The 13,167-nt window shown below is 71.5% G+C and carries 10 protein-coding genes; 7 read left to right on the top strand and 3 right to left on the bottom strand.

The window, feature by feature from the left end; translation table 11 throughout:
- The first annotated feature begins 167 nt into the window (after nucleotides 1–167).
- From ACSP50_RS10115 to ACSP50_RS10105, 3 genes are all read left to right on the top strand, one after another.
- Entirely contained in the window at nucleotides 168–836 is a 669-nt protein-coding gene (locus ACSP50_RS10115) for a hypothetical protein (RefSeq protein WP_014689079.1), read from the top strand.
- Nucleotides 836–3,208, top strand: a complete 2,373-nt coding sequence (locus tag ACSP50_RS10110; RefSeq protein ID WP_014689078.1) for an AAA family ATPase — start codon at nucleotides 836–838, stop codon at nucleotides 3,206–3,208. Before ACSP50_RS10115 ends, ACSP50_RS10110 begins: the two co-directional genes overlap by 1 nt.
- Before the next feature lie 110 nt (nucleotides 3,209–3,318).
- On the top strand, nucleotides 3,319–3,651 hold the full coding sequence (locus ACSP50_RS10105; RefSeq protein ID WP_014689077.1) for an STAS domain-containing protein: 333 nt from the start codon (nucleotides 3,319–3,321) through the stop codon (nucleotides 3,649–3,651).
- A gap of 221 nt (nucleotides 3,652–3,872) precedes the next feature.
- Here the strand turns inward: ACSP50_RS10105 and ACSP50_RS10100 are convergent, their stop codons facing one another.
- Nucleotides 3,873–4,616, bottom strand: coding sequence for a sulfite exporter TauE/SafE family protein (locus ACSP50_RS10100; RefSeq protein WP_014689076.1), 744 nt, complete (start codon nucleotides 4,614–4,616; stop codon nucleotides 3,873–3,875).
- A 27-nt stretch (nucleotides 4,617–4,643) separates the two neighbouring features.
- Nucleotides 4,644–4,955: an RICIN domain-containing protein gene (locus ACSP50_RS10095; protein WP_014689075.1), complete on the bottom strand. Its 312-nt coding sequence runs from the start codon at nucleotides 4,953–4,955 to the stop codon at nucleotides 4,644–4,646.
- A gap of 178 nt (nucleotides 4,956–5,133) precedes the next feature.
- Between ACSP50_RS10095 and ACSP50_RS10090 the strand changes: the two genes are divergently transcribed.
- The 3 genes from ACSP50_RS10090 to ACSP50_RS10080 all read left to right on the top strand — a co-directional run bounded on the left by ACSP50_RS10090 (nucleotide 5,134) and on the right by ACSP50_RS10080 (nucleotide 10,644).
- Nucleotides 5,134–6,309, top strand: a complete 1,176-nt coding sequence (locus ACSP50_RS10090; protein WP_014689074.1) for an MFS transporter — start codon at nucleotides 5,134–5,136, stop codon at nucleotides 6,307–6,309.
- 145 nt (nucleotides 6,310–6,454) lie between these two features.
- Nucleotides 6,455–9,412 (top strand): glycosyl hydrolase 115 family protein, encoded by a 2,958-nt coding sequence (locus ACSP50_RS10085; protein WP_014689073.1) that lies wholly within the window; start codon nucleotides 6,455–6,457, stop codon nucleotides 9,410–9,412.
- The gene (locus ACSP50_RS10080) at nucleotides 9,409–10,644 is read left to right on the top strand and encodes an SGNH/GDSL hydrolase family protein (protein ID WP_014689072.1); all 1,236 of its coding nucleotides are present in this window, start codon (nucleotides 9,409–9,411) and stop codon (nucleotides 10,642–10,644) included. Before ACSP50_RS10085 ends, ACSP50_RS10080 begins: the two co-directional genes overlap by 4 nt.
- Nucleotides 10,645–10,684: 40 nt before the next feature.
- On the opposite strand, the gene ACSP50_RS10075 is transcribed toward ACSP50_RS10080, so the two are convergent.
- A complete protein-coding gene (locus tag ACSP50_RS10075) occupies nucleotides 10,685–11,050 on the bottom strand; it encodes a hypothetical protein (RefSeq protein ID WP_014689071.1) in 366 nt (121 codons plus the stop codon).
- Nucleotides 11,051–11,155: 105 nt separating this feature from the next.
- Here ACSP50_RS10075 and ACSP50_RS10070 point away from each other — a divergent pair, with 105 nt between their 5' ends.
- The gene (locus tag ACSP50_RS10070) at nucleotides 11,156–13,135 is read left to right on the top strand and encodes a PAS domain-containing sensor histidine kinase (RefSeq protein WP_014689070.1); all 1,980 of its coding nucleotides are present in this window, start codon (nucleotides 11,156–11,158) and stop codon (nucleotides 13,133–13,135) included.
- Nucleotides 13,136–13,167: the final 32 nt, after the last annotated feature.

Here is a 13,167-nt window from a genome sequence, read left to right as displayed (position 1 = left end):
CCGCGCCGGCAGGCCCGCATTTGTCATGATGCGCGTCCCACCGAAAAAAACGCCAATCACTTCATTCAGGAAGATCAAGGTCGGGCCGGCGAAGAACGGGTCGCCATGGCGTAACAACCTGGGGTGATACTGCAAGCACGGACGGGCCGGCAGGGCGGTGGTTCTCGATGCTGCAGCGTTTGATCCACATCGGAGCGGCGGTGATCATCACCGCGGTCGCCACCACGGGATGCGCCGCCCCGAAATACACCTACGTCAAGAACTCCGAGCAGAAGACGTACTTCAAAGTTCCGCACGAGTGGCACGCGACCGCCACCGGCGACCTGGACGACGTTCTCAGCGGCACCAACCCCGACTCGGCCAACGCGGCCGCCCGCCAGCAGATGTGGTGGTCGGTGGCGTACGACGCGGACGCCGACCCGAACGCCGGGCACCTGCTCACCGGGCGGGTCACCGACCAGCCGATCGTGTACGCGCGGGTCGCCGAGCTCACCGAGCACCAGCGGAACGCGATGTCGCTGGACACGCTGCGCGACCTGTTCCTGCCGGTCACCGCCGACGCCCGGGAGTCGGCCGCGCAGACCAGCACGCTCAGCGGCTTCGAGCTGGTCCGCGACGAGGTGCTCACCCCGGCCGCCGGGCTGCACGGGGTGCGGGTGGTCTTCGACTACGAGCTGTCCGACGGGGTGCTGCACACCTTCGACCAGACCGCGCTGGTCAACAACACCGGTGACAAGCTGTATCTGCTGATCATCCGGTGCTCCACCAGCTGCTACAAGGACCGGTCCGGCGAGCTGGACACGATCGCCACCTCCTTCACGGTGAGGAGCAAGTGATGCCACGCGTCACCCGTAAGCGGCTGCCGTTCTGGGACCGGGTCAAATTCCTGCTGCTGTTCGCGATCGCGTTCTTCGCCCTGGTCTGGACGGACATGGCGGACGACCCGCTGCTGCCGTTCCAGGATGCGCTCTACAACCGGCTGCACAGCGGCGTCGGCGTCGGCATCATCGTGCTGGCCGGCCTGGAGGTGTTGCGCCAGCTGCACTACCTGCACTCCGAGCACGCCGCCTGGTATCACCGACTGTGGACGCACGGCATCTTCGGCGGCGTCGAGCGGCTCACCCACCGGGTGTTCTCCGACTGGACCCGGTTCCGGCTGCTGCGGGTGTTCAAGTGGCTGCTGTTCCTCGGCCTGCTCGCGGTGGTGCTCGGCGCGGTGCTGGACACCTCGCCGGCCATGGCCGTCTTCGGTATCCCGGCCCTGCTGTGGCGGGCCGCCCCGATGTTCCTGCAGGTCATCTTCATCCTGTTCATCGCGGTCGGCCAGTTCGCGGCGATCTTCTGGTTCCTGTCCCGGGGCGGCGTCGAGGTCTACTACCCGGACGACGTGAAGACCCGCTTCACCGACGTGTGGGGTCAGGACCACGTGCTGGAACGGGTCAAGGAGAACATCGTCTACCTGGAGCGGCCGGAGGCGATCGAGGGCCAGGGCGGTTACGTGCCCGGCGGCATCCTGCTGTGGGGGCCGCCCGGCACCGGCAAGACGCTGATGGCCGAGGCGGTGGCCGGCGAGACCGGCCGGCCGTACGTGTTCGTCGACCCCGGTGCGTTCATCAACATGTTCTTCGGCGTCGGCGTACTCAAGGTCAAGGGGCTCTTTCGCAAGCTGCGCAAACTCGCCCTCCGCTACGGCGGGGTGATCGTCTTCTTCGACGAGGCGGACTCGCTGGGCAACCGCGGGGCGCTCGCCCAGGGCGGTCCGGGCGGCGGCTTCCCGCGCAGCACCCCGGCCCCGTTCCGGGACGGCTGCCACGGCTTCTCCTACCTCTCCGACCAGTCCCGCTGGAACCTGACCCGCGACTCGGTGATGTACGGCGGCGGGATGGGTGGCGGCGGTGGCGGCATGGGCACCCTGGAGGCGTTGCTCACCGAGCTGTCCGGCCTGAAGAAGCCACGCGGTTTCGTCAACCGGCACGTGCGCCGGGCACTGGGCATGCGGCCGAAGCCGCCGCCGAAATACCGGATCCTGGTGATGATGGCGACCAACCTGCCGGAGGCTCTCGACGAGGCGCTGCTGCGGCCCGGCCGGATCGACCGGATCTACAAGGTGGGTTACCCGTCGAAGGCCGGCCGGGTGCGCACCTATCAGGGCTACCTGGCGAAGGTGAAGCACGAGCTGACCGAGGAGCAGGTCGACAAGCTGGCCACGATCACGCCGTACGCGACCGGCGCCACCATCAAGGACACCGTGAACGAGGCGCTGATCACCGCGATCCGCGACGGCCGGGACACCATCACCTGGCGCGACGTCATCAGGGCCAAGCAGCTCAAGGAGCTCGGCCCGGCGGAGAACGTGGAGTACATCGAGCGGGAACGGCACGCGGTCGCGGTGCACGAGGCGTGCCACGCGGTGGTCGCGTACCGAACCCGGCACCACATGGAGATCGACATCGCCACGATCGAGAAAGGCAGCGGCTACCTCGGCATGGTCGCCAGCATCCCGCCGGAGGACCAGTTCACCACCTGGCGCAGCCACTACGAGTCGGACATCCTGGTCTCGCTCGCCTCGCTGGCCGGGGAACGGATGTTCTTCGACGGGGACAGCTCGTCCGGGGTCTCCGGCGACCTGGAGTCGGCCACCGCGGTCGCCACCAACATGGAGGGCGTCTGGGGCATGGGCTCGACGGTGTCGTCGTACGCCGCCTCCAGCCGGCTCGGCACCGGTACCCCGGGCGCGCTGCCCAAGGGCGACAAGAACGACCTGTCCGCCCGGCGCGCGCTCGCCGACCGGATCGAGGACAGCCTGGGCGAGATGCTGGAACGCGCCGCGACCATCCTCAAGGAGAACCGGCGCGAGGTGCTGGCGCTGGCCCACGCGCTGGAGACGCACAAGACACTGACCGGTGAGGACGTCATCGCGGTGCTCGAGGGCCGGCCGGGCCCGCTGATCGACGGCACCGTCTACGCCGACGACCGGTTCATCGCCGAGGTGGAGAGCTACCACCGGGCCGCGCTGGCAGCGCATCGCGGGCACGGCCGGCTGAGCACCGCGCTGCCGTCGCGGGCCGTCCCGGAGCCGCTGCCGGTCCCGGTCGACGGGCCGGCCGACCTGCCGACCGGCAGTGAGATCTGGCGCCGCCCCGACCCGGTCGACGCCAACGGCGCCACCCCGGAAATCCCGCAGCAACGAGACTCCGGCCCCTCCTGATCCGCCGATTGCGGGGGTACGGCGCGAGCCCGCCCGGCGTCCCGGCCCCGGCCGCGACGCCGGGCGCGATCATGAATGAGGGTGGCGCCCGGTGGGTAGGGTGACCCGCCATGAGTGCTGATGCGATCGTGACCTACCGGACGAGCGCGGACGGCCGCACGCTGCACGCGCTGCTGCTCGCCCCGGAGCTGGACGTCGACGTCGCCGACGAGCTGCGCGACAGCCTGGAGAAGGCGGTCGCCGGCTCACCCTGCCGGGAGCTCGCGCTGGACCTGGCCGAGGTGACCTTCATCGACTCGTACGCGCTCGGCGCCCTGGTCGGCGCCCGCAACTCGGCGGCCGCCGCGGGCCTGACGATGGTGCTGACCCGGCCCTCTCCCCCGGTCCGTCAGGCGATCGCGGTCACCGGCCTGGCCGAGGTGTTCGGCGTCGAGCCGGTCTGACCGCGGCACGCCGAGCGACCGCGGCGGCGGTCCCGCCGCGCCACGGGAACTGACCGGATCTCGGCAGCCGGGGGCGCCACGGGAACCGACCGGGTCGCGGCAGCCGGGCGCGCCACGGGAACCAGCCGGGTCGCGGCGGCCGGGCGCGCCACGGGAACCAGCCGGGTCGCGGCGGCCGGGCGCGCCAGCCGAGTCGCAGCAGCCGGGTCGCAGCGGCCGGGTCAGAGGGCCTGCGACCAGAGATAGACGGCCAGGCCGGCCGCGGCGACGGCGATCGCGATGCGCAGCGGGCGTTCCGGGGAGCGGCGCACGACGGCCGGGCCGAGGCTGCTGCCCAGCATGCAGCCGACGCCGAGCAGCAGCGCGGCCGGCCAGTCGACCGGCCCGGTCAGCGCATAGAGGACGGCGGCGGTCAGGTTCGCGGCGCCCAGCACGATCGTCTTCACCGCGTTGGTGACCGCGAACGGTTCGCTGGCGGCGACCGCCATCGCGGCCAGCAGCAGCACCCCGGCGGCCGCCCCGAAGTAGCCGCCGTAGATGCCGATCAGGAACGTGGCCAGCCACAGCGGCGGCCGCCGGCCGGGCCGCGTGTACCAGTCCTGCAGTCCCTCGCGGAACAGCAGGGCCAGCGCACCCAGCACGATCAGGAACGGCACGATCAGCGCGAACGCCGACGACGGCGTGATCTTGAGCAGCACCCCGCCGGTGATCCCGCCGGCCGCGCACACCACACTCGCCCGGACGATCCGCGGCCCCTGCCCGCGCAGCTCACGCCGGGCGGCGGCCGCGGTGCCGGCCGGGGCGGCCAGCAGCGCGACCGTGTTGGTCATGCTGGCGGCCACCGGCGGCAGGCCCGCGGCCAGCAGCACCGGATAGCTGACCAGCGAAGCCAGCCCGGCGATCGACCCGGTCAGCCCGGAGCCGACGCCGCCGAGCAGCAGCAGCGCGGCATGTTGGAGATCCACGTCGGCCGAGCTTACGGACCCTCCCGGTCAGGCCCGCGACCACTGCCGGGTCGTCGCACCGGTGGCGCAGGTGGCCTGTTCCAGGTCGACCGCGTCGGCCGCCAGGGTCAGGCATCCGCCCGAATGGCGGGCCTTGAGCTGGTAGTAGCCGCCGGTCGGGAGCCACTGCCACCGCTGGTTGCCGCCGGTGCCGCAGGTGTACTGGATGATGTCGGCGCCGTCCGCGATGGAGCCGGACGCCACGTCCAGGCATCTGCCGCTGTTCCGGTTGATCAGCTGGACCCAGCCGCTGCCGGTGCTACGGAAGTCCCACTGCTGGTTGGCGCCGCCGTTAGACACGTACGTCTCGACTCGGCGCTGTCGCCGCCGATCGTGGTGAGCCGCTGGTCGTAACGCTCCCTGCGGCTCGGTAACAGCACGTGTTCGTGAGCGGTCAGGTTCCCGGCCGGGCCGAACGTAGTCGACGTCACTCTCCTCGGCACGATCATCGAGGCGCCGCGGATGGGAAAATCACGCGGTGCGCCGAGCGATCGTCAGTCTGCTGGTCGTCTGTCAGAGCACCCAGGCGTTGATCTTCGGCGGGATCGCGCTGTTCCTGCCGCTGATCCGGACCGATCTGGGGTTGAGCTTCGGCCAGGCCGGGACCCTCGCCGCGGCGAGCAGCCTGACCTACGCGCTGATGCAGGTGCCGTCCGGCTTGCTGGCCGACCGGTTCTCGCCCCGCGTGCTGTTCCTGACCGGGCTGCTCGGGACGAACCTGCTGGCCGCGGCGTTCGCGGTGCTCACGTCGTACGACATGCTGCTGTTGAATCAGGCTTTCTCCGGGTTCTTCCGGGCGCTGGTCTTCGCGCCGGGCCTGCTGCTGATCAGCCGGGAGTTTCCGGATGATCGACGGGCGACCGCGATGGGCCTCTATGTGGCCGGCGGCTTCTCGTCGAACATCCTGCTCAGCTCGACGGGTCCGCTGCTGGTCGGCCCGCTCGGCTGGCGGCTGCTGTTCGTGCTGTTCGCCGGCGCCGGGCTGCTGGCCCTGCTGCTCTACCGGCGGGCCGCCGGCCCGGCCGAGCCGAGGCCGGCGACCGACCACCCGGCCCGGATCGGCGACCTGCCCGGCCTGCTGCGGCACCGGATCGTCTGGCTGACCGCGGTGATCCAGTTCGCCCGGCTCGCGGTGGCCCAGGGCTTCACCTTCTGGCTGCCCACCTGGCTGGTGGTCGACCGCGGACAGTCCCTCGCGGCGGCCGGCCTGGTCGCGGCGGTCGGTGCCGCCCTGACCGCCCCCTCGAACTACCTGGGCGGTTACGTGTCCGACCGGATCGGGCGGCCGCTGCTGGTGATCAGCGGCTCGCTCGCGGTGCTGGCCGTCGGCTTGACGCTGCTCACCTACGTGCCCGGCCTGCCGGCAGTGCTCGCCGTGGTCGGGGTGATCTCGGTGGTCGTGCAGGTCTATTTCGGACCGTTGTTCGCGCTGCCGATCGCGGTGCTCGGCCCGGAGCGGGCCGGCCTGCTCAGCGGTTTCGGCAACTTCTGCGCCAACCTGGGCAGCTTCGCCTTCGTCTACGCGCTCGGCGCGGTCAAGGACGCCACCGGCTCGTTCCGGGCCGGCTTCCTCAGCCTGGCCGCCCTCTGCGTGCTGGCCCTGGTCGCCGCCGCGGTGGCCCGCCGCGTCCCGGCCCCGGCCCGGCAGGTCTGACGCGCTGCCGAAACTCTCGGTGGATCACGAAAGGTGACCGCCAGTTCAGCTGTTGACGTTTATAGATGCATGGCTATACGTTACCGGGAACGATCGGCATGTCACCGAAAGTTTCGGAACGCTTCATCCACCGGAGGCGTACCCCATGCGAAGCCATCTGGCGGGCGCGGTCGCCGTGCTCGCCGTCCTGTCCCCCGTCCCCGCCCACTCCCCCGCCCCCGCCCCCGCCCCCACCGGCTACCTCTCCACGCACGCCGGGCCGGGCCGTTTCCCGCTGGCCGGCGCTCCCCTCCTGACCGGCGCCGGCGATTACCCGGGGGTGCTCCGGGTGGCGGGTGACCTGCGGTCCGACCTGGCCGCCGCCACCGGCGCCACGGAAAAGGGCGGCCGCGACCCGATCATCGTCGGCACGATCGGCCACTCCACCCTCATCGACAAGATGATCAACGCGGGCCGGCTCGACGTCCGCGGCATCGCCGGCAGGTGGGAGACCTCCCTCGAACAGGTCGTCGACCACCCGTTGCCCGGGGTCCGCCGGGCGTTCGTGATCGCCGGCAGCGACCAGCGCGGCACCATCTACGGCGCGTACGACGTGTCCCGGCAGATCGGCGTCTCGCCCTGGCACTTCTGGGACGACGTGCCGGTGCCGCACGCCGACGCCCTGTACGTCCTGCCCGGCCGGCACAGCCAGGGCACCCCGAAGGTCAAGTACCGGGGTTTCTTCATCAACGACGAGAACCCGGACACCGGCACCTGGGCGCCCGGGTTCTTCGGCCCGGGCAAGGCCCCCGGCCATCCGGGCGGGCTGAACGCGAACTACTACGCCAAGGTCTTCGAGACGATGCTCCGGCTCAAGGCCAACTACCTGTGGCCGGCCGTCTGGGGCCGGGCGTTCGCCGAGGACGACCCGGCCAACCACGCCACCGCCAGCTATTACGGCGTGGTGATGGGCACCTCGCACGAGGCGCCGATGATGCGCGGCATCGAGGAGTGGAACCGGCATCCCGCCGGCACCGGCGAGTGGAGTTTCCGCCGCAACCCGGACGCGATCAAGGACTACTGGCGGGCCGGCATCCAGCGGATGCACGATCAGGACATCGAGGGCGTGGTCACGCTCGGGATGCGCGGCAACGGCGACGTGGGCCTGCCCGACGGCGACGGCATCGACCTGATGGACTCGATCATCAGCAGTCAGCGGCGGATCCTCGCCGACGCGGGCATGCTCGGCGTGCCCCAGGTGCAGACCCTCTACAAGGAGGTGCAGCGCTACTGGGATCAGGGTTACCGGCCGCCGGACGACGTGACCGTGGTCTTCTGCGACGACAACTGGGGCAACATGCGCAAGCTGCCCGACCCGTCGCTCCCGGCCCGTGGCGGCGGCTACGGCATGTACTACCACTTCGACTACGTCGGCGACGGCCGCAACTACAAGTGGGCCGACACCGTGAACCTGACCAACACCTGGGAGCAGCTGAACCGCGCCTACACCGCGGGCGTGGACCGGCTCTGGGTGGCCAACGTCGGCGACCTGAAGAACGACGAGGAGCCCACCCAGTTCTTCCTAAACTACGCGTGGGATCCGGACGCGATCCCGGTCACCGGGATCAACGGCTGGGAGCGCCGCTATGCGGCGGAGAACTTCGGCACGTCACTGTCCGCCCCGATCGCCGAGGTGCTTTCCCGGTACGGCGTTCTGCAGTCCCGCCGCAAGCCGGAGCTGCTCAATCGCCGGATCACGGTCGACCCGGCGGTGGACCCGAGGACGGATCCGAGCGCGGTGCGCTACGACGACCAGGGCAATCCGTTCAGCCTCACCGCCTACCGGGAGATGGACCGGGTGGTCGCCGAGTGGCAGACGCTCGCCGCCCGGACCGAGCGGATCCGGGCCCGGGTGCCGGAGGCCCTGCGCGACGCGTTCTTCCAGCTCGTCTACTACCAGATCAAGGCCACCGCGAACCTCTACGAGCTGCGCCGCGCGGAGTTCACCAACATCGCGTACGCGGCGCAGGGCCGGGCCGCGACCAACGACCTGGCCGACGAGGCGGAGGCCCGGTTCGCCGAGGACCAGGCGCTGAACACCTACTACAACACCGTGCTGGCCGGCGGCAAGTGGAAGGACTGGCAGCTGCAGCCGAAGATCGGCTACGGCAACGTGGCCCGGTACGGCCCGAACGCGCCGTGGCAGCAGCCCGAGAAGAACAACGTGGCGCTGCCCGACGAGATCTACCCCTACCTGAAACGGATCGAGGTGCCGGCCGGGGCGTCGCTGGGTGTGGCGCTGGACGGCGGGGACCCGAGCTCGCTGCCCGAGTTCAGTCCGTGGCAGGCGCAGCCGGGACAGTACCTCGACGTCTACAACAGAGGGACGACGCCGTTCGCCTACACGATCACCGCCGGGCAGCCGTGGGTGCACGTCACCCCGGCCGGCGGGACCGTCACCAAGCAGGTGCGGGCCTTCGTCACGGTGGACTGGCGGCGCGCTCCGGCCGGGGTCACCGACGTACCGCTGCGGGTGGAAGGCGCGGGAGGCGCGGTCGTGCTGCGCGCCCCGGTCCGCAAGCCGGTGACCACGCCGCGGGGCTTCGCGGAGGCCAACGGGTACGTGTCGATCCCGGCGACCGGGTTCGATCACCACACCGGCCGGTGGCGGGTGCTGCCCGGGATCGGCAAGAGCGGGGACGGGATCACCCCGCTCGCCGCCTTCCCGGCCGCCGGGCAGCCGGGCAGCGTCGGTGACCGCGGCCAGCTCGACTACACGATGACGCTGACCAGCGCCGGGCCGGTCACCATCGACACGATGCTGATGCCGCGCAACGGGCGGCAGCGGTACGCGATCTCGGTGGACGGCGCACCCCCGCAGACCGTCGACGCGGTCGCCGCGACCGGGGCGAACGACACCACGATGAACCGCCAGTGGGCCCGCAACACCTCGGACAACGTCACCGTCACCGCCACCACCCACCAGATCGCCGCGGCCGGTCCGCACACCGTGTCGTTCCGGGCGCTCGATCCGGGCGTCGTCCTGCAGCGCCTGGTCGTCGACACCGGTGGCGTCAAGGACAGCTATCTCGGCCCGCCGACCAGCCGGAGGTACCGACCATGAAACGACGTGCCCTGCTGGCCGGCTCCGCCGGAGCCCTGGCCGCCGGCGTGCCGCTCGACAGGCACCGGCCGGAACCCGCCTGGGTGCACACCTGGACCGCGATGCCGCAGCTCACCGAGCCGGGTAACCTGCCGCCGGCGCCGTTCACCGGCAGCGCCGCGGTGCTGGTGGACACCACGATCCGGCAGACCGTGCACACCTCGATCGGCGGCCGCCGGCTGCGGGTCCGGTTCTCCAACGCGTTCGGCACCACCGACCTGCCGATCGACGGGGCCGCGGTCGCGCTCCCGGTGGACGGCCGGGCCGGCGTCGCGGCGATCGTCCCGAACAGCTCCCGTCGGCTCACCTTCGGCGGGCAGCCGTCGGTGGTGGTGCCGGCCGGGGCCCAGGTGGTCTCCGACCCGGTGCCGATGCCGATCGCGGCCCGGGCCGACCTGACCGTCTCGGTCTACTCCGGCGCCGGGCAGGCCGGGTTGAATCTGACCTCGCATCCCGGCTCCCGGACCACCTCGTGGCTGGTCAACGGCGACGCGCTGGAGCAGCCCGACCTGACCGGCGGCGCCGCGGTCGACCACTGGTACCTGGTCAGCGGCGTCGAGGTGATCGCGAGCCGGGCGGCCGGCGTGGTGATCATCGGAGATTCGCTGACCGACGGCCGGGGCTCCACCATCAACGGCAACGACCGGTGGCCCGACCAGCTGACCGCCCGGCTCGGCGACCCGCGGCTGGCCGTGCTCAACCAGGCGGCCGGCGGCAACCGGGTGCTGCACGACGGGCTCGGGCCGAACGTGATGGCCCGCTTCGACCGGGACGTGCTCGGTGTCAGCGGGGCCGCCTGGGTGCTGGTGTTCGAGGGGGTCAACGACATCGGGACGGCCGCGGCCACCGAGGCCGAGCAGGGCCGGGTGGTGGCGGCGCTGACCGCGGCGTACCGGCAGATCGTGCAGCGCGCACACGCCCGCAACCTGCGCGTGTACGGGGCGACGATCACGCCGTTCGGCGGCAACACCGGGTACGACGATCCGGGCGGGCTGCGCGAACGGGCCCGGGTGGCGGTCAACGGGGTGATCCGCGGCGGGATCTTCGACTCGCACGTCGACTTCGCCGCCGCGGTCGCCGACCCGGCCGCGCCGTCCCGGCTGCATCCGGCCTACGACGTCGGCGACCACCTGCACCTGAACCCGGCGGGATACGCGGCGCTGGCCGCCGCCATCCCCCGCCGGCTGTTCTGAGGCGCCCGGCCGGGCTCGGGACGGGCCCGGCCGGCACCGGTCAGACGCGGCGGCTGAGGACCGCGGCAACGACGACCGGGATCATGCAGACCGCCTGGACCGCGGCGTACCAGAGCGGGCAGACGCCGGGGATCAGGTCGACCCCGACGATCGCGATCGGCATGATCACGGTGAGCACGCGGATCCGGTCGAGGGCGCGGGGGGACCCGCCGGCCGCCATCCGGTAGAGGACCACCGCGACGATCGGGAGCAGGGCGCCGCGCACCCACATGAAGGTGTTCACCGTGCCGCCGTGCGCGGCCACGGCGACGGTGCCGGCCAGCGCGACCGTGCTGAGGACGGTGGCGACCTTGGTGGCCGTCTCGACCCGGGCGGCGGTGGGCTGGGCGTTCATCGCGATATCCATGCCGATGAACCTACGGAGCGTGACCGGTCGCGACCATCCGTCTGACCGCCCACCCGGGTGGGGGCAGCCCCACCCTATGCCGGGTGTCACGGTGACCGCCCTCAGATGACCCGGCGGCCTGCCGACTCTACGGGCGTGCCGGACCAAGTGTTCCTGCTGGCCAACCTGGTGATCATGGTCGCCTACGCGGCGATCACGGTGGCCATCGTGGTGCCCGTCCGCCGGGCCGGTCAGCTGCGCAGCAACAAGCTGGCCACCGCGACCGCACTGATCTTCTTCAGCTGCGCGGTGGGGCACGGTCTGCACGCGCTGGGCGGCATCCTGGCCCTGGCGCACGGCTCGCCGCACCCGGCCCGGCACCCCGGCTTCAGCGCCCTCTGGGACGCCTTCACCGCCGGGGTGGCCTGTTACTACTGGAGCCTGCGCCGCAGTTACGGGGTGTTGCTGAGCAAAGGCGCGATCTATCTCGACCCGTGGAGCCGGCACCGGCTGGACGAGGCCGGCGCCCGCGAGCGGGCGGCCCGGGACGTGGCCGAGGCGCACCGGGCCACGCTGGCCACCGTGGTCGAGCACAGCGACGACGCGATCGTCGGACTCGACCCGGACGGCCTGATCACCGCGTGGAACCACGGCGCCGAGCGGATTCTCGGCTACGCCGCCGAGGAGGTGCTGGGCCGGCCGATCACGATGATCGCCGACGACGCGACGGGTGCCGCGGAACAGCGCGAGGTGATGGCGCTGATCCGGGGCGGCGCGCGCGGGCACAGCTACGAGGCACGGCGGCTGCGCAAGGACGGCACCCCGGTCGACGTGGCGCTGACCATCACCGCGATCCGCGACCAGACCGGCACGATCACCGGCTTCTCCACGGTGGCCCGGGACATCACCGCCGCCAAGGAGAGCGCTGAGCGGCAGCGGGCCGTGCAGGAGCGCACCCAGCAGGCGCAGCGGATGGAGAGCCTGGGCAATCTGGCCGGCGGGGTGGCGCACGACTTCAACAACATCCTGGCGATCATCGCGAACTACACCGAGTTCGCGATCGAGGAGACCACCGGAAACCCGGCCGTGCAGGCCGACCTGATCCAGGTGCGCTCGGCCGCGGAGCGGGCCGCCAACCTGACCCGGCAGCTGCTCACCTTCACCCGGGGCGACGCGATCCAGCCCCGGGACGTGCCGTTGGACGCCGCCCTGGCCGAGGTGCACGGGATGCTGGAGCGCACCATCGGCGAGCACATCCACCTGGTGGTCACGCCGCCGCGCACGCCGCTGACCGTGCACGCCGACCCGGGCCAGCTCCAGCAGGTGCTGCTGAACCTGGCGATCAACGCGCGGGACGCGATGCCGGAGGGCGGCACCCTGGTGCTCGAGGCGAACACCGCCGACCTGGACGGCAACGAGGTGAACATGCAGCCGCCGCTGCCGGCCGGCCGGTATGCCCGGCTGCTGATCAGCGACACCGGCGAGGGCATGTCGCCGGAGGTGGCCCAGCGGGTGTTCGAGCCGTTCTTCACCACCAAGCCGCGCGGCAAGGGCACCGGTCTGGGCCTGGCCACCGTGTACGGCATCGTCACCGAGGCCGGCGGGAGCATCAACCTGTACTCCGAGCCGGGGGTGGGCACCACGTTCCGGATCTACCTGCCGATGGTGGACGCGCCGGCCGTCGCCGGGCCCGCCGATCGCCCGGACGACCCGCCGCGCGGTGCCGGCCGCACCGTGCTGGTGGTCGAGGACGAGGTCGCGCTGTCACGGATCATCACCCGGATCCTGACCGGAAACGACTATCATGTGGTGGTCGCCTCAGACGGCCGGCAGGCCCTGGAGCTGGCCGCCCAGCACCCGTGCGACGTGCTGCTGACCGACGTGATCATGCCGGGGATGTCCGGTCCGCGGCTGGCCGAGCTGCTCACCGCACGGCATCCGGGGCTGCCGGTGGTCTACATGTCCGGGTACAGCAACGGTCTGCTGGGCAGCACCCACGTGCTCGACGAGGACATCGCGTTCATCGAGAAACCGTTCACCGCCGCCGACCTGTTGCACAAGCTCGGCGCCGCCCTTGACATCCATCAGCACGTATATCGAGACTGATGTTTGCGTAAACAACAGAAGGGTCACGGATG

Source organism: Actinoplanes sp. SE50/110 (assembly GCF_900119315.1).
GTDB lineage: Bacteria > Actinomycetota > Actinomycetes > Mycobacteriales > Micromonosporaceae > Actinoplanes.
This window is presented reverse-complemented; position numbering and strand designations above follow the sequence as displayed.